The organism is Streptomyces sp. DSM 40750 (assembly GCF_024612035.1).
Taxonomy (GTDB): domain Bacteria; phylum Actinomycetota; class Actinomycetes; order Streptomycetales; family Streptomycetaceae; genus Streptomyces.
Map to the genome: position 1 here is coordinate 8687313 of NZ_CP102513.1, position 20216 is coordinate 8707528.

The following is a 20216-nucleotide window of genomic DNA, read 5'->3' on the forward strand; positions in this document are numbered from 1 at the left end:
GTCACGCCGAGGACGCGTGAAATACAGGGAGATCCCTCACTCCGGGGCCATGATCCGTTCACCGGCAAGGGGGTTGGGGGTGTTCGACGAAACGGACGGGGCCCTGCCGCGCCACCACCGGTATCACCCCGCGTGCCCGCACCACCCCCGGTGCCACCGAATGCGGTAGCAGGTCCAACGGGGCCTCGGGAAGGAGGACTTCGACATCGGCGCGTTCGGTGAAACGGTACGGCCGGTGGTCGAGGAAGGCGCCGAGATAGCGGCGTACGCGGGACATCTCGGCTCGGACGGTGACGGTGCGGGCGGGGTCGCCGAACATGTCGTCGGCTAAGGCGGAGGCGCTGCGGCCGCCGCGGTGGAGGGCGAGGAGGTAGAGGAGTTCGGCGTGGCGGGGGGTGAGTTCACGGGTCCAGGAACCGGCGCAGCCGACGACCGTGACGGTCCAGCGGCGTGGCTGGGAGACGTCGAGGGTGATGTGGGTGGCGGCCGGGGCGGGCGCGGGGTCCGCGGTGGGGCGTATCAGCCAGCCGTCGGGCAGCGGCTCGACGGCGCACGGGCCGAGCGCGGGGAGCCGGCAGCGGCCGGGGGAGAGGGACTTGGGGAGGGCGACGCGGCTGGTGTACGGCATGCCGGTCACCGCGGCCGTCCAGCCGTCCCGGTCGACGGCGATCGCTCGGCCGCCGATACGGGCCAGGACCGGCGCCGCGACCGCGCGCAGTTGTTCGAGCGAGGTCAGGTGCAGTTCTCGTAGCCGGGCCTGGGCGAGCTTGGCGACGGCGTCGACCAGGGCGAGGGTGGAGGGATGCAGGGTCTCCAGGGGGCCACTGATGTCGACCGCGCCGAGGAGACGGCCGTCGCGCGGGTCGGTGATGGGGGCGCCGGTGCAGGTCCAGGGGTGCAGGGCACGGACGAAGTGCTCGGCGGAGAAGACCTGCACGGGGCGGCGGGAGACGAGGGGGGTGCCCACGCCGTTGGTGCCGATGGTCTCCTCGCGCCAGTCCGCGCCGATCCCGAGACCCTGCCCGTCCGCCATGCGGAGCACGGCCGTACTGCCCTCGCGCCACAGCACCCGGGCGTCGGCGTCCGCGACCATCATGATGTGCTGCGCGGTGTCCGCGAGGGAGAGCAGCCCCTCGCGGAGGACCGGCAGGACGTGCCGCAGGCGGGTGCTCTGACGGCGGCGCTCGATCTCGTCCTGGCTGAGCAGGTCGGACCGGAAGTCGTGGTCGGGGTCGACGCCGCTGTGGACCGTGCGGCCCCAGGACTCTCGGATCACCGGGCGGGGGGCGGCTCTCGGCCGTCGGCCGTCGAGGGTGGAGGCACGCGCCTCGCCGAGGACCCGTGCCGCCCGGGCGGCGTCCGTGGCGGTGAGCCGCGCGACTTCCATCGGCGAGAGCGGCACTCGATCCTCCCCGGCAGGCCCGACAGCGCCACGGCCCCTGGTGGCCGTGGAAGTCCGGATCTGCGTAACGGCGTTGACTGCGGGCTTCATAGTCTGCCGCTCCTCGGCCACGGAGGGACACACTCCGGCCACAGAGCGCGGACGAGTTGCAACCCCCTGCAACTCTGGCGAACCGTCCCGGACTGCTTGACACTTGTTCAACGTCGCCCGGTGCGGCGTATGCGCTCCGCTCAAAGGGGCCAGAAGCGGGGGTGGTGCCGTGTCGGCGCAGCGCCACCCCCGCGTCGTGCCACTCGAAAGAGGGCACCCCTATAAAGGGGGTGTCTCCTGCCCGGCGGCGGCTCAGCTCACCGGACGCGCCCGTTCCACCACCGACGCCAGATCCAGTGTGTGCGGCAGCGTGCCGAAGGCCGTGCCCCAGTCGCCGCCCAGCCGGGAGGCGCAGAACGCGTCGGCGACGGCAGGGGGCGCGTACCGCACGAGGAGCGCGCCCTGGAGGACGAGGGCGAGGCGCTCCACGAGCCGGCGCGCGCGGGCCTCCATGCCGTCCAGATCGGCGAGTTCGGTCAGCAGGTCCTTGATGGCGCCGTCGAGCCGGTGGTCGGCGCCCCGGGCCCGGCCCACCTCCCGCAAGTAGGCGTCGAGGGCCCGCGGTTCACGCTGGAGGGCCCGCAGCACGTCCAGGGCCTGCACGTTTCCGGCGCCCTCCCAGATGGAGTTGAGCGGGGACTCGCGCAGCAGGCGGGGCATGCCGGACTCCTCGACATAGCCGTTGCCACCGAGGCACTCGGAGGCCTCGACCACGGTCGGGGCGCAGCGTTTGGTCACCCAGTACTTGGCGGCCGGCACCGCGAGCCGCAGAAACGAGCGTTCGTTCTCGTTGCCCGCTTCGGCCGCGTCGTACGCCGAGGCCAGCCGCATCGCCAGCGTCGTGGCCGCCTCCGACTCCAGCGCGAGATCGGCGAGCACATTGCGCATCAGCGGCTTGTCGATCAGCCGGCCGCCGAACGCCTCCCGGTACGCGCAGTGGTGCACCGCCTGCGCCACCGCCTGCCGCATCAGGGAGGCCGCGCCCAGCGCGCAGTCCAGCCGGGTCGCCGACACCATCTCGATGATGGTGCGCACCCCCCGGCCCTCGTCCCCGACCCGGCGCGCCCACGTCCCGTCGAACTCGACCTCGGCGGAGGCGTTCGACCGGTTGCCCAGCTTGTCCTTGAGCCGCTGGATGCGGAACACGTTCCGCGAGCCGTCCGCCAGCACCCGGGGCACGAGGAAACACGTCAAGCCCCCTTCGCCCTTTCCGGGGGATGCCTGCGCCAGTACCAGAAAGCCGTCCGACATCGGCGCCGAGCAGAACCACTTGTGGCCCGTCAGCTCGTACGTCCCCTCCTCGGCCAGCGGCCGCGCCCCGGTCGTGTTGGCGCGTACGTCGCTGCCGCCCTGCTTCTCGGTCATGCCCATGCCGAAGAGGGCCCCGGCCTTCTGGTCGGCGGGCCGCAGGTCCCAGTCGTAGAGCTGGGACGTCAGCCGCGGCTCCCACTCGGCGGCGAGCGCCGGGTCCGTGCGCAGGGCGGGTACCGCCGCGTGGGTCATGGACAGCGGGCAGCCGTTGCCGGCCTCGACCTGGGACCAGACGACGAAACCGGCCGCGCGCCGTACATGACCGCCGGGCCGGGTCCAGGCCGCCGTCAGCCCCGCCGAGACGCCCTTGCCGAGCAGCCGGTGCCAGGACGGATGGAACTCCACCTCGTCGATCCGGTTGCCGTACCGGTCGTGCGTGCGCAGCTTCGGCGGATTCTCATTGGCCAGCCGCCCCCACTCCTGCACCTGCGCGGAACCCGCCGTACGACCGAGTCCCGACAGTTCGCCCCGCGCCTCGTCGAGCACGTCCGGGACCAGATGCCGGTCGACGGCCTCCGCCAGGACCCGGTCGGCGGTGAAGACGTCGTAGTCCACCAGGGGCGGAGCCTGATTGGTCACTTCGTGGGTGCGGGCAGCCATAAAGGGAACCTACCTCCAGGCGAGGGAACCGCTCAGCAGGCCAGGATGCCGCGCCCGCCCCGCCTCGCCCCGGCCGGGCCCGCGCCGAACGGCACGGGCCCGGCCGGGCGCGTTTCTCAGACCGGCGCCGCCAGCTCGCCCGTCCCCAGTTCTCCTGTTCCGAACTCGTCCTCCGGGTCCAGTACGCCCTCCCCGTACTGCTCCAGCGGCCACCCCGGCCGGTAGATGGTGTCGAGGTAGCGCTCGCCGAGGTCCGGGGAGATCGCCACCGCCGTGACGTCGGGTGAGCCGTCCCGGTTCAGCCAGTCGGTGGCGCCGCTGACGACCGTGCCGGTGGAACCGCCGAAGAGGAAACCGCGCCGGGCCATGCGGTGACAGGCACGTACGGTGTCGATCTCCTCCACCCGGACGACGTCGTCCACGTAGGACGGGTCGAGCAGCGCCGGGGTCACACTCGTGCCGAGCCCCGGGATCATCCGGCGGCCCGGCGCCCCGCCGAACGCGACCGAACCGACGCTGTCCACGGCGACGATCCGCACCCGGCGCCGTCGTTCCCAGAACCACTGGGCGCAGCCCATCAGCGTCCCGGAGGTGCCGACCCCCACGAACAGCACGTCCAGACGCGGGAACTGCCGGGCGATGGCGGGCGCGGTGGTGCGGTAGTGCGCCCGCCGGTTCGCCTGGTTGGTGTACTGGTCGAGCCACACGTACCGCTGGTCGGCGGCGCACAGCGCGCGGACGTACGCGATCCGCGCGCCGAGGAACCCACCGTGCGGGTCCGGCTCGGAGATGACGTGCACCCGGCTGCCCAGCGCCTCGATCATGCGCCGGGTCTGCGGATTGCACCGGGAATCGGTCACGCACAGAAACCGGTAGCCCCGGCTCGCCGCGATCATGCTCAGCGCGACGCCGAGGTTGCCGGACGACGACTCGACGAGTGTCGAGCCCGGCCGGAGACGTCCGTCCCGTTCGGCGGCCCGCACCATCTCGGTCGCGGCCTTGAGCTTGATCGAGCCGGCGAAGTTGAACCCCTCGCACTTCAGGAAGAGCTGGTGTCCGACGACCTGTCGCAGATCGACGTACAGCTCCTCCTCGTTGAAGTCCGTGGGAACGGATATGACTGGCACTGCGGCCCCCCTGGTTGTGCAATGTGGTACTCGCTGCGCCCGGCGGTCAGCCGTGGCGGCGCAGCTCGTGGAAGAAGTCGTCCACGACCCGTAGTCCGCCGGAGCGGGCCACTTCGTCGTGGACATAACCGCCGACCGCGAGGTCGAGGACCCCGAGGCCGAAGGGCGAGAAGACCACCGGACGGTCCGCCGGCACGGTCGTCCGGCCGGTGAGGACGTCATGGAGCGTTCCATCGAGGAAGTCCCGTGTGCCGGTGAGCTGTTCGGTCAGATGCGGTGACGTGTTCGCCTTGAGGCAGTGCTCGACGTCGTCGACGAAGTTCGCCGACGCGAGCAGCACCTCGGGCGCGAGATCGCGCAGCGACACGTGCAGCACCAGCGGGTGGTGGGCGAACCACTTCGGTTCGTGGATGTGCGGCTCGCCCGCGATCGTCGCGAAGACCACCAGGTCGCTCGCCCGGATCACGTCCTCGGCACGCTCGTGCACGGTCACCCGCCCGCTCGCGTGGGACCGTTCCAGATACCCCCGGAACCCGGCCGCGCTGTCGGCGGACAGGTCGTGCACCCCCACCTCCTCGAACGCGAAGCCGGTCGCCGAGAGGAAGGTGTGGATGTACCGGGCGATCAGGCCGGTGCCGAGGAAGCCGACCCGGACCGGGCGCGGCGCCCCCCGGCGCGCGCTCAGCCGGTCGGCCGCCAGCGCCGCCGACGCGGCCGTCCGGGTCGCGCTGATGACCGAGGCCTCCAGGCAGGCGAACGGATAGCCGGTGGCGTGGTCGTTGAGGATCAGCACGGCGGACGCGCGCGGCAGCCCGGACGCCGTGTTCTCCGGAAAACTGGAGATCCACTTCAAACCGTCCACCTGGAACTTCCCGCCCAGCGAGGCGGGCAGCGCGATGATCCGCGAGGACGGACGGTCGGGGAAGCGGAGGAAGTACGACGGCGGATTGACCGTGTCGCCCGTGTCGCCCGCCCCGTGCAACAGATACGCGGATTCGACCAGTTCGACGATCTCTTCCTCCCGGCCCCGCAAGGCCTGCTGCACCTGGGCGCCGGAGATCACGGCGAAACCCGGAACCTCGGTCATCGGAAGCTCACCTCGTCCTTCGCATCGGAGTCCTTCGCATCGGAGTCCTTCGCATCGGAGTCCCGCGGGTCGCAGTCGGTCGGCCGTACCGGATCCGCCAGGCCCACCAGCACCTCGCGCGACCCCTCGAAGGGCTCACGGCTGTGGGCGGAGCGGATGTTGTCGACGAGCAGGAGGTCACCGGGCCGCCACGGTTCGCGGACGGTGTGCGCCTCGTAGATCTCGTTGAGGGTCCGGACGACGTCCTCGCCGATCGGGTCGCCGTCGCCGTAACGGGTGTTGAAGGGCAGCCCGTCGGCCCCGTACATGTCCACCAGGTACTCCCGCACCTCGGGGTCCATGGTCCATTCGTTGAGAAACGCGATCTGGTTGAACCAGCAGCGCCGGCCGGTCACCGGATGGCGGAGCACGGCGGCGCGCCGCTGCCGGGTGTGCAGGGAGCCGTCGGGCCGCCAGGCGAACTCGATGGCGTGCGCCCGGCAGTAGGCCTCGACGACGGTCCGGTCGTCGGTGCCGAACGCCTCGGCGACCGACGCGCCGATCTCGTCGTTGTACGAGCGGGTGAGCAGCCAGCCGTCCCGCTCGAACCGCCTGGTCAACTCGGGCGGCAGCGCGGCCAGTACGGCCTCCCCGTCGGCGACCCCGGTCGACCCTCCCCGCTCGGCGGCTTCCAGGCAGGCGAAGAGCAGCAGACCGGGGAACTCCACCGTGTAGCTCAACTCGTGGTGCATGCACATCGGTTGGTTCGGCGGCCAGGCCGTCGAGGAGTACACGCCGTCCGCGTACGTCCGCCGCGGCGCGAAGGTCTCCTTCTCGCTCATCAGCGTGTCGGCCAACGTACGGAAGACCGCGCCGACTTCGGCCGCGTCCCGCAGCCCGAGGCCGCGCACGAGCACCGAACCGTGCTCGGCGACGGCGGCACGCAGGGCCTCCCGGTGTCCGGCGGCCCAGTGGACAGCGGGGTCGACGGGGGAGACGGTGAGGAGCGGCGGCCTGCCGACCAGCAACTCGATGGGCGGGAGCGGCAAGGGGGTCGAGGAGGGCGGTGCCATTCCGCCCACAGCCGTGAGCCCTTCCCCCGCGTCCTTGCGGCGGCGGCTCGCGGAGCCGCGGCGATTCAGGAAACTCATGACGACTGTCCTCCTGCGGTGTTCGCGCCGGACCTTGTGTCGATCAGCCGGGCAAGGTCGGACAGGACCGGATGCGTGGTCACGTCCTTGGGGGAAACCGCCCGGTCCAGGGCGATCGCGAGCTTCACCGCCGACAGCGAGGTGCCGCCCCGGTCGAAGAAGTGGTCACGACGGCCGATCCGGGCCCGTGGCACACCGAGCACCTCGGCCCACGCGGCAGCCAGCCGCTCCTCCGTCGGAGTGGCCGGAAGCTCTCCCGACTCGCCTTTCGCAGAGTCGAGTCGCTCCGCGAGCTCGGTGAGAGTCCGCCGGTCGATCTTGCCGTTGGCGGTCAGCGGCAGGCTCTCGCGCCAGTGGAACACCGACGGCACCATGTACGCCGGCAGCGAGGCCGCCAGCCGGTCCCGCAGCTCCTCGCCCGCGAGCGGCCGGCCGGAGTGGAAGGCGACCAGGTGCGCTCCCTTGGCGACCACCACCGCCCCGTCCCGCACGCCCGTGACCCGCAGCAGCGCGTTCTCCACCTCGCCGATCTCGATGCGGAAGCCCCGCACCTTGACCTGGGTGTCCCGGCGGCCCAGGAACTCCAGCTTGCCGTCGGGCCGCCAGCGTCCGTGGTCACCGCTGCGGTACAGCCGCTCGCCCGGCAGGTACGGGTCGGTGGTGAAGGCCCGCCGGGTGCGCTCGGGATCGTTGACGTACCCCCGTCCGACGCAGACCCCGGAGAAGACGATCTCCCCCGGCGCGCCCAGCGGGACGAGGGAGAGGTGTTCGTCGACGACGTACACCCGGACGTTGCGGACCGGACGGCCCAGCGGCACCCGGCCACCCTCCGGAGCCCGGTCCATCACCTCGTGGTTGGTGTCGTCCGAGGTCTCGGTCAGCCCGTAGGCGTTGACCAGGGGTATCCCCGGCTCGGCGGCGAACCAGCGTTCCGCCAGCTCCTTCTTCAGCGCCTCCCCGGTGACCGACACCCGGCGCAGACCGGGCAGTTCCCGGGGCGTCTGCTCCAGATGGGCGAGGACCGCTTCGAGGTACGACGGCACCACCTGGAGCACGTTCACCCGGCCCTCGGCGATCCGGTCGACGAACCGTTCGACGTCCAGGATCACCTCCTGCTCCACAAGCAGCGTCCGCCCGCCGACCAGCGGCGCGGCCAGCAGCTGCCACAGGGAGATGTCGAAGCACTGGGGCGCGGTCTGCGCGACCACGTCCCCCTCGCCGATGCCGAGGTCGTCGAGCTTGGCGTGGAGGTGGTTGAGCATTCCGGCGTGCTCGCACATCGCGCCCTTGGGTTCGCCCGTGGAACCGGACGTGAAGTAGATGTACGCGAGCCGGTCCGGCGCGATCGCCATGCCGAGGTCGGAGTCCGGATGGGCCTCGTCGTACGCCTCCCCGACGAGCAGCCGCCGCACCCCGGGCAGCGCGGGCAGGGCCTTGTCCAGCGTGGCCGTGCTGCCCTCCTCGGTGAGCACCAGCTCGCAGCCGGCGCGGGCGAGGGTGGTGGCGATGCGCTCGGCGGGGAAGTGCGGCTCGACGGGCAGATAGGCGCCGCCGGCCTTGAACACCGCGAGGACGGCCGCCATCCAGTCCAGGTTCCGCTCGGTCACCACCGCGACGACGCCCTCGTGGCCCAGACCCCGGACCAGCAGGGCCCGACTGAGCTGGTTGGCGCGGGAGTTGAGCTCGCGGTACGTCCAGCGCCGGTCGCCGTGCACGGCCGCGACCGCGTCCGGGTGCGCCACCACCCGCTGCTCGAACAGCTCGTGCACCGGGCGGTCGGGCAGTTCGCGGTGCGGACCCGCCAACCCGTCGAGCTGGAACCGGAGTTCGTCGTGCGACACCAGGCTCCGCCGCCCGTGTTCGGCGTCCGGTTCGGAGGCCAGCCGGGTGAGCGCGGTGACGTGGTACCCGGCGATCCGGGCCACGCCGTCCTCGTCCAGCACATCGGTGCGGTACCGCAGCCGTAACGCGGGCCCGTCGTCGCGGTGCACCAGCCCCACCCGCAGGACCACGTCCTCGTCGAGGTCGCCGTCACCTCCGCTCGTGTCGAGCACGGTCTCGAACGGCGGCTCTGGGAGGCCGAGTTCACGCCGCAAGGCGTCGACCGGGAAGCCGGCGTGCGTCAGCAGCTCCGTGGTGACGCGGTGGGTGTGCCCCAGCAGATCGCGCCAGGTGTCGCCGGGCGCGGTCGTGAGCCGGCACGGCAGCAGCCGGCCGTCCTCCATCCAGCCGGTGGTGACCTCGTGCTCGCCCGACATCGCGGCGAGCACCTTGGCATGGGCGGCGAGCACCGCGGCCGTACCGTCCGAAGCGGCCAACAGCCCCTCGGGAAGCGCCACTTCGTAGGCGGCGACGCCCTTCACCGGATCGGCGCTCCACCGCGGAATCACGGTCCGCCCCCCGGCGGTGAGCACCTCGTGCCAGTACTTCCGGGCAGCGGTGCCCGACTCCGACTGATCCATCACTTTCCCCCGATTCACCGTTCTCCGGCGGTTTCCGTCGCCGGGTTCCCGCCCCAGCGCGCGTGCGGCGGCACCTCCTCGCCCTTCATCAGGAAGGAGTCCGGCGCGAGCACGGCCCCCTCGCCCAGCACCACGCCGTAATGCACGAACGCCCCGACCTCCAGCGTGCAGCCCGCGCCGATCGTGACGTGGTCGGACTTGAAGGTGCCGTCCTCCTGCGAATGGGCCTGGATCTTGCTGCCCGCCGCGAGCGTGCAGTCGTCCCCGACGGCTGTCAGTGTCCGCTCGGTGATGACCACCCCGTCGTCGAAGACCCGCCGCCCGATCCGGACCCCCAGAAGCCGCCAGACGAGGTTCTTGTACGGGGTGCCGTTGAGTACCTGCATGTGTGTGTCCCGCAGCTTCCACAGCCGCTCCTGCTGCCAGAAGACGGGGTCGTAGATGGAGCACAACCGCGGCCGCAGCGGCCGGAAGCGGGTCATGGACCGTTCCACCAGCGTGTAGTACAGGACGGTGAACCCGAGCGCCGTCAGGGGCAGCGCGGCGAGCGCGAGCAGTCCCGGCGTGCCGTCCCCGTGCCCGTACAGGTCGAAGGCCGCGAAGCCGAGGACGGTGAGCGCGAAGGTGTGCAGCCAGCGCAGGAACAGGAACAGTCCCATCGAGCGCAGGTTGAAGCGGTTCTTCGCGGCGAGCCGGCGGCGCAGCTCGTCGCCCTCGCGCAGATGGTCGAAGCGGGTGTCGCGCTCCACCGAGCGGGGGATCTCGAAGGGTGGCGAGCCGAGCAGCCCTACCCCTTCGCGGATCTCGCCGTCGAGCGGGACCAGCACCTTCGTGGCCAGCAGACAGTTCTCGCCGGTCCGACCGCCGACCGGGTAGGCGATGGCGTTGCCCAGGAAGTTGTGCCCGCCGATCGCCGCCCGGGACACCCGGAACGACGTAGCGGAGTAGTCCGCGTTCATGACCGAGAGACCGTCCGCGACCATCGTGCCGCTGCCGACCTTCACCAGATAGGGCGTTTCGTGCCGCACCTCCGTGCCGAAGTTGGACCCGGTCTGGTCGACGCGCGAGAGGTCGTATCCGAGGGCCTTGAGGTACGGGACGATGTAGGAGCTGTCGCCGCACAGCCACGTGAAGAGCTTGAGGTTGGTCAGCCGGGCGATCGCGCGGTGCACCGAGTAGTGGAAGCCGTACAGCGGATAGACGCGGTCCGGCCGGACCAGCGGGCGCAGCAGCCGGGGCACGACGAACACGACGACGGCTGCGGCGGAGATGGCACCGGCGAACAGTACGAGCGACAGGGCCAGCGCCTCGACGTAGAAGCGCGCCGAGGTGATGTGCTGCGACGCCGGCGCGAGCAGGGTGTCCAGTGAGGGCGCGGCGGTGAGCAGCAGATAGGCGCCGCCGATGGTCAGCGGCACGTACAGCAGCAGCGTCTGGAGCAGGGCGGCGAGTCCGTATCCGGCCCGCCGGAGCGTGCCGCAGTCGGCCGGGGCGACCCGGATGTGGTCCACGTCCGTACGCCGGGCCGGGGAGCCGTGCCAGCTCTGCCCGGCCGGGACCGCCTCGCCGGCGCGCAGCGCGGAGGAGTGGCCGAGCTGGGAGCCGTCGCCCAGGGTGGTGCCGATGTCGAGCACGGTGTGCTCGCCGACGAAGACGTCCCGGCCGAGGGTCACCGGGCCGGTGCGGATCCGCCCGGCGCGCGCCCGGTAGCAGAGGAAGTGGGAGTCCTTGCGGATCACGGTGCCCGCGCCGATCGTCAGCAGATCGGTGCAGACCGGGAGGGTGCGGCTGAGGATCGTGACGCCCGGGCCGATCCGGGCGCCGAGGGCCCGGAGGTACAGCACGTACAGCGGGTTGCCGACGAACAGGATCATCGGACTGGTGTGCAGCAGCGCCTTCACGATCCAGAACCGCAGATACGCCGGACCCCACACGGGGAACTCCACGGGCTTCCACCGCCCGATCAGCAGCCACTTGGCGACGACCGGCAGGGTGCACAGGGCGAGAAAGGCGAGTACGCCGAAGAGCGCCGACCGCAGATAGATCTCGACGATGCCCGAGGCGTCCGCCACCCACTCGTACCCCAGTACGTATCCGGGCGTCGCCAGCAGGGAGTACCCGGCGAAGAGGAGCAGCTGCAGCGCCCCGCACAGGACGTACCGGAACGTACTGCCCGGCGGTGTGACCTCGGCGGGTACCGGTGGGGCGGCCGGCGGTGGCGGTGCCTCGGTGAGTGCGGCCGCGAGGCCGCGGATGGTCGGGTGGCCATAGACGTCCCGGATGGACACCGATGGCAGATCGGGGTGTTTCCTGACGCGGGCACAGAAATGGGCCATGGTCAGGGAGTCGGCGCCCAGGTCGTCGAAGAAATGGCTTTCTGCGGGCACATGTTCGACGCGTGCGATGCCGGCCAGAAGTTCGGCGAGGAGCCGCTCGGTGGCGGTGTACGATTCCGCCGCGTCCGGCTCGGCCGCCTGGACCTCACCCGGTTTTTCCACCACGTGTCGTGGCACTGGCAATGTCATTGAATTTCTCCGCGACAGGTATTGCGATGGAAGGCGCCCGGGGGTGAACGGGACGGCGCGCGGAATGACAGAAGGAGAGGGAATGGGGAGCGGTGACGGGTGTGGCGGAATTGATCAGGCCTGGTCGGAGCCTGCACGAATCCCCCGGTGCACGTTGCGCCGGTACCTGGTCCAGGTGGGCGCAGCGGAATGCAATCCGGATTCTTTCGGTACATTCGGGAACGGGTCAAGGCGGGCCGGGTGATTGACGCTTTCCCGCCCCTTTTTCGATCTCTCGCGGCCTGTCGAACCCGGCCCGGCCCGAGGTCCCAGCGGGGAACTTTCCAAAAAGCGGGTACAAGCGTGCCCGAGCGTTCCACTTCTGGTCCCTCACTGATTCGGCCAGCACGTGCATGACAGAAAAAGCGATTCGTAATCACCTTTGTTTTCTGCTGGGTTTCCTTTTGTTTGCTGCCTCGTGACGCGACCGGAGGGAAGCCTGCGCCGCACACGGACCCCGCCTCGGCCGGCGGCACCGGGAGGTGAGGGCGGCACGCGCAGCCGGATACCTTTAGGGCGTGCAGCCAGCAAGTCAGTCACCCCGACCACCCGAGAGTCCCCATGGGCGTCTCCACCGCGCGCGTGCCCTCTACCGGAACGTCTCCAAGCGCAGGACCGCCTGGCTGCTCCTGAAGGACACCGTCAACTCCTGCATCGAGTACCGCATCCTGGGCCTCGCGGCCGAGGCGGCGTTCTTCACACTGCTCTCCGTGCCGCCGCTGCTGCTCAGCATGATCGGCCTGCTCGGCTACGTCGACGACTGGACCGGCGCCGACACCATCGCCAGCCTGGAGCTCAACCTCCTGGAGGCCTCGCGCACCGTCCTGTCCGACAAGGGCGTCGCCGAGATCGCGCAGCCCATCCTGGACGACGTGATGAGAGGCGGCCGCCCCGACGTCATCTCCATAGGGTTCCTCTTCGCCCTGTGGTCCGGGTCCCGCGCGGTGAACGTCTTCATCGACACCATCACCGTCATGTACGGCCTCGACGGCGTCCGCGGCATCGTCAAGACCCGCCTCATGGCGTTCCTGCTCTTCCTCGTGGCCCTGCTGATCGGCTCGATCGCCCTGCCGCTGATGGTGGCCGGCCCCGACGCCGTCGTCCGGATCGTCCCGTGGTCCGCGACCGTCGTCCAGGTCCTCTACTGGCCCGTCGTGATCGTCCTGTCCATCGTCTTCCTCACGACGCTCTACCACGTGTCAGTGCCGGTGCGTTCCCCCTGGGTCGAGGACGTCCCGGGCGCCCTCGTCGCCCTCGGTATGTGGGTGCTGGGCAGCTTCCTGCTCCGCATCTACCTCACGAACACGGTCGAGGGGGCGACGATCTACGGCTCCCTCGCCGCCGCCGTCGCCGTCCTCCTCTGGATCGGTGTGAGCGCCTTCGCCGTCCTCGTCGGCGCCGCCGTCAACGCCGCCATCGACCGCGTCTGGCCCGCCGCGGCCACCGCCGCCGCCCGCGCCGCCAATGAGCGCCTCCGCGAGGAACAGGCCGCCGAGTACGTCGCCCGCGCTGCCGCCGCCCGCTCCCACGACCCCGAAGACCCGGACATGCCTTCCGAGTTCCCGGAGCGGTGGTCGCGCTTCCTGCCCCCGGAGGACGTGACGTCGCGGCTGCGGTCACCTGTGAAGAAGGGGGACGACTAGCGCCCGGCGCTCCGCGTGGAGCCGCGGAGCGCCGTTCGGGGCCGGGTTGTACGCGGACTGCGGGTTGTGTCTGGTGGCTCGCGCCCACACGGCGGAGCCGTGGATCGACGCAGCCCCGCGCCCCTGAAGGGGCCCGGGGCGCGGGCGTAGCCTTTTCCGTGTGTATGCGGAACGGGCGTCTCGGCTGAGCGGGGCCGTCGTGTGGACGAACACGCCGAGTGGTCCCGGCCGGCCCGGGACCGGGCGGATTCTGCCCGACGGCTGCATGGACCTGCTGTGGAACGACGGGCGGCTGCTGGTCGCCGGGCCGGATTCGACGGCGTACGTCACCGAAGGTGCGCCCAGCGGCTGGGCGGGCCTCCGCTTCTACCCCGGCACCGCGCCCGCCTATCTCGGTGTGCCCGCCCATGAGCTGCGGGACCGGCGGGTGGAGCTGGCCGAGCTGTGGTCACCGGCGCTCGTCAGGCGGCTCACCGCCCGGGTGAACGCGGCCGCCGATCCGGCGAGTGGGCTCGAAGAGGTGGCCCTGGAGCGGGCGGCCGACGTGGAGCGTCCCGATCCGCTGCTGCGGCGGGTCGTCGTCGCGCTGGACGCGGGGCAGCCGGTCGCCGCGACCGCCGACGAACTCGGGCTCGGGGCACGGCAGTTGCACCGCAGGTCGCTCACCGCGTTCGGATACGGGCCCAAGACCCTGGCCCGGGTGCTGCGGCTGCAACGGGCGCTCGCGCTCGCCCGGGACGGGGTGCCCTTCGCCGCGACCGCGGCCCGGACCGGGTACGCCGATCAGGCGCATCTGGCGCGTGACGTACGGGAGTTGGCGGGGCTGCCGCTCGGCGAACTGCTCGACGGGCGGTAGCGGCCCTACCGGGTACCGGGTACCGGGCGCCGGGTGGCGGCGGGACGGTTACTCGGGGGCGGACGTCGGCAGCGGTGCGAAGAGGTCGACCCCGTTGCCGTCGGGATCGTGGATCACGGCGTACCGCTGGCCCCACACCGCGTCCCACGGCTTCAGCTCGCCGTGGTACCCGGCGTTCACCAACTCCTCGTACACCGCGTCGACTTCGGCGGGACTGTCGCACAGCAGCGCCAGCCCGGCGCCGCCGCCCGTCCCCGGGCGGTACTGGGGGAAGAAGGAGCGGACGGTCTCCTCGGTATCGAGCATCAGCCGCAGTCCGCCGGGCAGCTGGGCTTCGGCGTGCGGCTGGTTCTCGGCGCCCTCCGGAAAGGCGAAACCGAGCCGACGGTAGAAGGTGACGGAGGCGGCCATGTCCGAGGCCACCATGCCGATCGCATCGAGTCGTGGAGTCATACGGTCACCGTAGGCGGGCCGATGTCAGCCGGTCTTGAAGGAATCGGACACCCCATGTCCCTCTTGGGGCCCGCGGGCCCGGCACCTTCCGTGACGCGAAGTGAATCGTGTGAGTAAGCGCTCTCGCGGAACGGACTCTTTGCCCTACCTGTGGAACAACTGTGCGGCAGGATGTAGGACATGCTCCGTACCGCACGTGTTCTGCTGCCCCTGGCGTTGCTGCCGTTGCTGCTCACGGCCTGCGGGACCGAGAAGGTCGTGGCAGCGGGCCGGGAGCCCCTGATGCCGGCCCCCGACCGGGCCGAGCTGCACGCCCGCGCCGAGGCGCTGGGCCTCGCGCCGGGGCTCGTCCATGTCACCGAGTCCCCCGGATTCACGCTGGCCCGGCAGTCGGTCGGCGTGTACGGCGGAGACGGCTTCTCCGCCGCCTACTGGTCCCGGAAGAACAGCGCCCAGCTCCTGCTCCTCGTCGACCACGGCACGATGAACGCCGAGAGCTGTCCCGAGCAGCCGCTCGGCCAGGGCACGGGCGCGTCGGTCGGCTGCGAGCGCGACGGGGACGCCTGGTACCGGACCTCGGCGGGACAGCACGAGTACGCCGTACCGGAGGACGGCCATGTCGTCCGGATCAGTGCCGCCACGGCCGCCGTCGACCGCGACGTCCTGCGCGCCGCCGCTCTCGCCGCCCACCGCCCCACCGACGCCGAACTCGCCTACCTCCTCCCGCCCCGCCACCACGACAAGCACCTGCCCCCGCACGACGGCATGCCGGTCCAACGCGGCGACCTGCCCCCGGCGGGCGACGGCGCACCGAACAACGAGGTGGGCACGTCGGGCTGAGCCCCGGCTAGGAATGGAACGGTCCAATCGGGCGTGCCGTTCGACGCGGCCGGGCCCCGAAGAGGGCCGGCCCATGCCATCGGCGCGCATCTCCTACGGCGAAACGCCGGCCGCCCGCTCGGCCGACCAGGACCGCACCCTGCTTCAGGACCGCACCCTGCTTCAGGACCGCATTCCGGTCCCGTGACGCGCATCACAGGGAACTCGGGGGTGGCGGAATGGCAGAACCAGATATGGAGCCACTATTCCGGGCCCGCGTCCGAGCGGGCGACGAGGACTCCTTCAGGGTGCTGTTCCGCGAGCACGGGCGGGCGGTGTACAACCACTGCTTCCGCCTGACCGGCGACTGGTCGGTCGCTGAGGACTGCGTCTCACTGGTGTTCCTCGAAGCCTGGCGGATACGGGAGAAGGTCGACCCGCACGGCGGAAGCCTGCTGCCGTGGCTGCTGGGGATCGCCACGTACGTCGTGCACCACCGAAGACGCACGGCCCGACGGCACCGGGCCCTGATGGAGCGAATGCCCCCGCCCGGCCTGTTGCCCGACTTCGCCGACGAGGTGGTCGGCCGGCTCGAGGACCAGGAGCGGATCGCCGCGCTGCGCAAGGCGCTGGACCAGTTGTCGCGGCCGGACCGCGAGGTGCTGGCGCTGTGCGTGTGGGCCGGACTGGACTACGCCGCGACCGCCGAGGCGTTGGGGGTGCCGGTGGGCACCGTCCGCTCCCGGCTGTCCCGGGCGCGTGGTCGGCTGCAGAAACTGACGCAGAAGAATCTCGACGGTGACACGGAACCTGTGGCCGCGAGACGGCAGCAGACAGGTGACCGCCACGAGGCGGTCCGGCCGAGCGGGGACAACGGAAGGGGACTGCGGTGAGCTGGGACGGAGACCGGGACGGCGACGTCCGAGAACTGCGCCGGCTGCTGGCCGTGCCGGCCGAGCGGGACCTCCCCGCCGGCCGACGGATCCAGCGTGAGGAACACCTGATGCGCAGTTGGCGGACGATGGACAAAGAAGGCACCGGCGGGCGCGAGCACGGGCGCCGGGTGCGGAGGCGGTTCGCGTGGGGGCTGGCCGCGGCGTCGATCGTGGCCGGCGTGGCGGTGGCGGTGCCGGGCGGGACGGAGACTCCCGCCTACGCGGTGGAGAAGAACCCGGACGGCACGCTGACCATCTCCATCCGCGACCTCGACTGGTGGGGGGACCCCCAGCACTTCGAGCGGCTGGCACGCGAGATCCGGGCCGCCGGCTTCACCGCGATCGTCGACAAGATTCCCGCGGGCAAGACCTGCCGGCTCGATCGGGGAACGCCCCTGAATCAGCGGAAGACCGGCGACGGCAAGTGGGGCTACCAGTACGTCATGACGCATGCGGACGCGTATGTGGTCGAGGAGTACCTGCCCGGTTCCGGTCCGAAGGGGTCGGACATGAGAAGGGCCCGAGCTTTCCGGTACATGTTCTTCAAGGGCCAGGTCAAGCCGTGCGACCCCGTGAGCCGTCCCCAGCTGAAGCCGCCGCGGTGAGGCGGTGACGCGGCTGTGGGCCATGAGGACAGCCATCCCCTCATGAACAAACCCGCCCAGCGCACGAAGGCTGATCGCCGCGTCCCCCTTCAGGCCAACCTCGTCCCCCTGCTCACCCAGCGGGGGATCGAGACGTACTACGGCGTATCCACCTGGCAGATCGACCAGTGGCGGAAGGTCGGCATGCCGGACGAGCCGTTCGCCGGCCAGGGCCGCCGTTGCAACCTGGCGAAGTGCCAGGCGTGGCACGCCGGAACGCGACGGACGCGCGGTCGATGGCGGCCGCCGCGTGACCCGCGAAGAGCGCCGCGCACTGCTCGGTGACGCGGTCATCGAGCAGATCCCCCGAGACGTCGCAGACGCCCCCGAGCTGACGGACGTCGCTGGGGCCCGAGCTGATCAGCCGACTCCGTCTGATTCTCGCGCCGGCCGCAGCCCGCTTGCAGGCGCGTAAGGCGTACGAGGCGTCGGCTGTTGCGGCGGCCTGAGCTCATGAAGCATCAATAGTTCGTGCGGAAGCGCTGGCATTGGGTCATCACCATTACGGGGCGTGAGGGTTACTTCTGGCATGTGGAAACGGCGGATGGCGACTACGGCCCACTCCCGGGGCCAGTCGACAACAGCTGTACAACCGCCTCTTCGAGAGGACGGTCAAGGACTGCGGGGCCCCCGAGGACGCGCGGGTGATCTTTTTCTCGCTGGAGCCCACGAACTCGTTCCCGAGGAGTGGACCATCAGCGCGGTTTGATGGCGGTCTTGCCGAGCGGGCAGACCCTGACGCCATCTCGTGCCAGCATTCCGGTCACCATGCGGATGACTATCCGCATTCACTGGGAGGGGAAAGCCATGGCGAAAGACAGGCCCTGGAATCGAGCGGAGTACACGGCACCCCCGGCGCCGGACGGGTTCAACCTCGGGGACGCCAGCGACGAGGAAGTGCGCGCCTACTGCCTCCAACGCTCCCGTGCGTTCCTGGCCAGAGCAGAGACCACGGACGCCGCGATAAGCAGCGACCGCCAACTGGAGATCGCCGCCCATTACGCGATCATCGCGCAAGCCTTCCGGCCCGGACCCCAACCGGAGTGACGCCAACATTGCGGGGAGGGGCCCCGGTCCGGCCGTCATGATCAGCGGCGGGACCGGGACCGGCAACCCCAATCCATGTCCACAACGCCCCTAGGTAACGCCTACAACGAGTTACCAAGGATGTGGGGCTACAACTTCCGGTCATGGACGTAGAACGTAGAGGGCCCGAGCGGCGGATCCGTGGGCGAGAGCCACTTGACGCAGAGAGCTTTGTCCTTCTTCACTGCCCACTTGGCCCCCGCTGAGATGAGGCTGAGGGTGGCCGCGAGTGATTTGCTGATTGCCGGTTCCGGAAAAATGGCCGCGAATACAGCGGCAGCTGCGGTTGCGTTCGCCAGGTCCTCGGTCTCGGACTTGCTGAAGTACAGCGTATTGACGAACCGGCCGGTCTCGTACTCCGCCACCCGCCCCACCCCCTAGTTGTGCGAGCGTTATGCCCGCCTGCTGTCGGGCTCAAAGGTCACATTCTTCGGCTTAGGGTTGTCCCGTAAATGATCTTCGGGTGGTGGGGCTGAAGGCCCGTCCGACTATCCGCCGAGGGTGAGGTTGTGCAAGCGGGCGATGCCGAGCATGGCGTGGTGGACGCCGTCGCCTTTGAGGCGGCAGTCGCGGAGAATCTTCCATGTCTTCATGCGGGCGAAGACGTGTTCCACGCGTGCTCGGACCTGCTTGTGCGACTTGTTGTGCGCCACTTTCCAGTCGGGCAGGTCTTCGCCCTTACGGCGCCGGTGGGGTATGACGAGTCCGGTGCCCGGATAACCGCCGTCGGCAATTGTGAGGGTGCCGCCGACTGCGGCCCTGGCGCCGGATTCTTCCCACGCCTTGCAGTCGTTGCGGTTGCCCGGCAGTGGTCGGCCCACCACAACCACCAAGCGGGTGTCGGCGTCGATCACGACCTGGTGGTTGGTGGAGTACCGGTAGTTCTTCGACTGCTCAGCTACGTCGTGGTCGCGGGTGGGCACCAGGGTGCCGTCAACGATCAGCACGGTGTCCTTGGCGAAGCGGCGCCTCGGCTGCAGGGACATCAGCGGGCCGAGCTGAACGATGATCCGGTCTGCCGCCGACTTCGAGACGCCGAACAGCGGGGCCAGCTGGCGCATCGTCAAATTCGTACGCCAGTAGGCCGCGACCAATAGCACCCGGTCCTCCAGGGTCAGACTCCAAGGTCGTCCCCGGCGAACCGTGTCGGCGCCCTCACGCCGCAGGGCGGCCTCCAACTTGCCGAACTGACGCGGGCTCAGTCCGGAGAACGGCGTTATCCAAGACGGCTCCGACGCCGTAATCACACCAGCCACACCGTGATCATCTAGTTTGTGGCAGGCAACACCTAACGTCGGCTGCGCAGCAGCGACCCGAGCGCCAGGCCGGCGCCCAGACCGATCAGGGCACCGACCGATGTCCGCAGCGCGGGCGACGCCCCCGCAGGCGGCACGGCAGGCGGACGGGACGCAATGGTCGAGCGAGTCGGCGGTCCGGAAGCGACAGCCCGAGCGTGCTCCTCGCCCACGATGGCCAGGAAGCGACGACCGACCCGGCTTGCGGACGTGCTGGGGATCCACGAGGTGTGAGCCCTGCTCCAGTAATGTCGGCCAGCCTCTCCGGCGAACATCCCGGCGAGCATGTCCCGCAGCAGACCTTCGCGAATGGTCCCGATCTCGAAGCCCATCCACGCGTAGTTCATCATGAGGTCGGCGTAGACATGCCGCTTCTGCTCATGCGGATCGACGATGTCAGTGTCGCCCCACACTGGCTGGAAGAGCGGCATGTCGTCGAGTTCTAGGCGGACGAGCTCCAGGTAGTAGCTGCGAATCCCCTGGACCTGCTCCGCCCTCGCCTGCCGGTTCTGCACGACCAGGGAAACAGCGACGCCGGCCAACGCCAGCGCCGAGACGATCGCCGACGTGAAGCCGTACGCCGCGCCGATCTGACTCAGCCTGTTCCAGTCCACGCCCTTGGAGCCGGATAGTGCCTCCAGCACGAAAGGCGACAACAGCACCACCGTCACCGCAACCGCAACGGCGCCAACGAGCCCCAGAACTCTGCCTG

18 protein-coding genes are annotated in these 20216 nt (G+C 70.4%); 7 read left to right on the plus strand and 11 right to left on the minus strand.

Annotated features, from left to right (window positions below; translation table 11 throughout):
* Positions 1 to 58: 58 nt before the first annotated feature.
* From JIX55_RS38510 to JIX55_RS38540, 7 genes are all read right to left on the minus strand, one after another.
* Positions 59 to 1387: a helix-turn-helix domain-containing protein gene (locus tag JIX55_RS38510; protein WP_257569619.1), complete on the minus strand. Its 1329-nt coding sequence runs from the start codon at positions 1385 to 1387 to the stop codon at positions 59 to 61.
* Between the two features lie 357 nt (positions 1388 to 1744).
* Positions 1745 to 3403 (minus strand): acyl-CoA dehydrogenase family protein, encoded by a 1659-nt coding sequence (locus JIX55_RS38515; RefSeq protein WP_257567845.1) that lies wholly within the window; start codon positions 3401 to 3403, stop codon positions 1745 to 1747.
* 116 nt (positions 3404 to 3519) lie between these two features.
* Positions 3520 to 4530: a 2,3-diaminopropionate biosynthesis protein SbnA gene (gene sbnA / locus JIX55_RS38520; protein WP_257567846.1), complete on the minus strand. Its 1011-nt coding sequence runs from the start codon at positions 4528 to 4530 to the stop codon at positions 3520 to 3522.
* 46 nt (positions 4531 to 4576) lie between these two features.
* Positions 4577 to 5617 (minus strand): 2,3-diaminopropionate biosynthesis protein SbnB, encoded by a 1041-nt coding sequence (gene sbnB / locus JIX55_RS38525; RefSeq protein ID WP_257567847.1) that lies wholly within the window; start codon positions 5615 to 5617, stop codon positions 4577 to 4579.
* Positions 5614 to 6747 carry a TauD/TfdA family dioxygenase gene (locus JIX55_RS38530; RefSeq protein WP_257567848.1) on the minus strand — a complete coding sequence of 378 codons (1134 nt, stop codon included), beginning with the start codon at positions 6745 to 6747 and terminating at the stop codon, positions 5614 to 5616. The genes sbnB and JIX55_RS38530 overlap by 4 nt, the downstream gene beginning before the upstream one ends.
* On the minus strand, positions 6744 to 9209 hold the full coding sequence (locus tag JIX55_RS38535; RefSeq protein WP_257567849.1) for a non-ribosomal peptide synthetase: 2466 nt from the start codon (positions 9207 to 9209) through the stop codon (positions 6744 to 6746). Before JIX55_RS38535 ends, JIX55_RS38530 begins: the two co-directional genes overlap by 4 nt.
* Before the next feature lie 14 nt (positions 9210 to 9223).
* Entirely contained in the window at positions 9224 to 11734 is a 2511-nt protein-coding gene (locus tag JIX55_RS38540; RefSeq protein ID WP_257567850.1) for a Pls/PosA family non-ribosomal peptide synthetase, read from the minus strand.
* 557 nt (positions 11735 to 12291) lie between these two features.
* Here JIX55_RS38540 and JIX55_RS38545 point away from each other — a divergent pair.
* On the plus strand, positions 12292 to 13416 hold the full coding sequence (locus JIX55_RS38545) for a YihY/virulence factor BrkB family protein (RefSeq protein ID WP_257567852.1): 1125 nt from the start codon (positions 12292 to 12294) through the stop codon (positions 13414 to 13416).
* A 160-nt stretch (positions 13417 to 13576) separates the two neighbouring features.
* Positions 13577 to 14272, plus strand: coding sequence for a helix-turn-helix domain-containing protein (locus JIX55_RS38550; RefSeq protein ID WP_257567853.1), 696 nt, complete (start codon positions 13577 to 13579; stop codon positions 14270 to 14272).
* A 48-nt stretch (positions 14273 to 14320) separates the two neighbouring features.
* Here JIX55_RS38550 and JIX55_RS38555 read toward each other — a convergent pair whose 3' ends face one another.
* Positions 14321 to 14725, minus strand: coding sequence for a VOC family protein (locus JIX55_RS38555; protein WP_257567854.1), 405 nt, complete (start codon positions 14723 to 14725; stop codon positions 14321 to 14323).
* A gap of 180 nt (positions 14726 to 14905) precedes the next feature.
* Here JIX55_RS38555 and JIX55_RS38560 point away from each other — a divergent pair, with 180 nt between their 5' ends.
* The 5 genes from JIX55_RS38560 (at position 14906) to JIX55_RS38580 (ending at position 18170) form a co-directional block, all read left to right on the plus strand.
* Positions 14906 to 15565, plus strand: a complete 660-nt coding sequence (locus JIX55_RS38560; RefSeq protein ID WP_257567855.1) for a hypothetical protein — start codon at positions 14906 to 14908, stop codon at positions 15563 to 15565.
* A gap of 233 nt (positions 15566 to 15798) precedes the next feature.
* Positions 15799 to 16437 (plus strand): RNA polymerase sigma factor, encoded by a 639-nt coding sequence (locus JIX55_RS38565; RefSeq protein WP_257567856.1) that lies wholly within the window; start codon positions 15799 to 15801, stop codon positions 16435 to 16437.
* The gene (locus tag JIX55_RS38570; RefSeq protein ID WP_257567857.1) at positions 16434 to 17084 is read left to right on the plus strand and encodes a hypothetical protein; all 651 of its coding nucleotides are present in this window, start codon (positions 16434 to 16436) and stop codon (positions 17082 to 17084) included. The genes JIX55_RS38565 and JIX55_RS38570 overlap by 4 nt, the downstream gene beginning before the upstream one ends.
* A gap of 42 nt (positions 17085 to 17126) precedes the next feature.
* A complete protein-coding gene (locus tag JIX55_RS38575; protein WP_257567858.1) occupies positions 17127 to 17408 on the plus strand; it encodes a hypothetical protein in 282 nt (93 codons plus the stop codon).
* A 522-nt stretch (positions 17409 to 17930) separates the two neighbouring features.
* On the plus strand, positions 17931 to 18170 hold the full coding sequence (locus JIX55_RS38580) for a hypothetical protein (protein WP_257567859.1): 240 nt from the start codon (positions 17931 to 17933) through the stop codon (positions 18168 to 18170).
* 128 nt (positions 18171 to 18298) lie between these two features.
* Here the strand turns inward: JIX55_RS38580 and JIX55_RS38585 are convergent, their stop codons facing one another.
* The 3 genes from JIX55_RS38585 to JIX55_RS38595 all read right to left on the minus strand — a co-directional run bounded on the left by JIX55_RS38585 (position 18299) and on the right by JIX55_RS38595 (position 20175).
* The gene (locus JIX55_RS38585) at positions 18299 to 18574 is read right to left on the minus strand and encodes a hypothetical protein (RefSeq protein WP_257567860.1); all 276 of its coding nucleotides are present in this window, start codon (positions 18572 to 18574) and stop codon (positions 18299 to 18301) included.
* Positions 18575 to 18697: 123 nt separating this feature from the next.
* On the minus strand, positions 18698 to 19465 hold the full coding sequence (locus JIX55_RS38590) for a transposase (protein ID WP_257567861.1): 768 nt from the start codon (positions 19463 to 19465) through the stop codon (positions 18698 to 18700).
* A 32-nt stretch (positions 19466 to 19497) separates the two neighbouring features.
* Complete coding sequence (locus tag JIX55_RS38595) at positions 19498 to 20175, minus strand: DUF6082 family protein (RefSeq protein WP_257567862.1); 678 nt, start codon at positions 20173 to 20175, stop codon at positions 19498 to 19500.
* Positions 20176 to 20216: the final 41 nt, after the last annotated feature.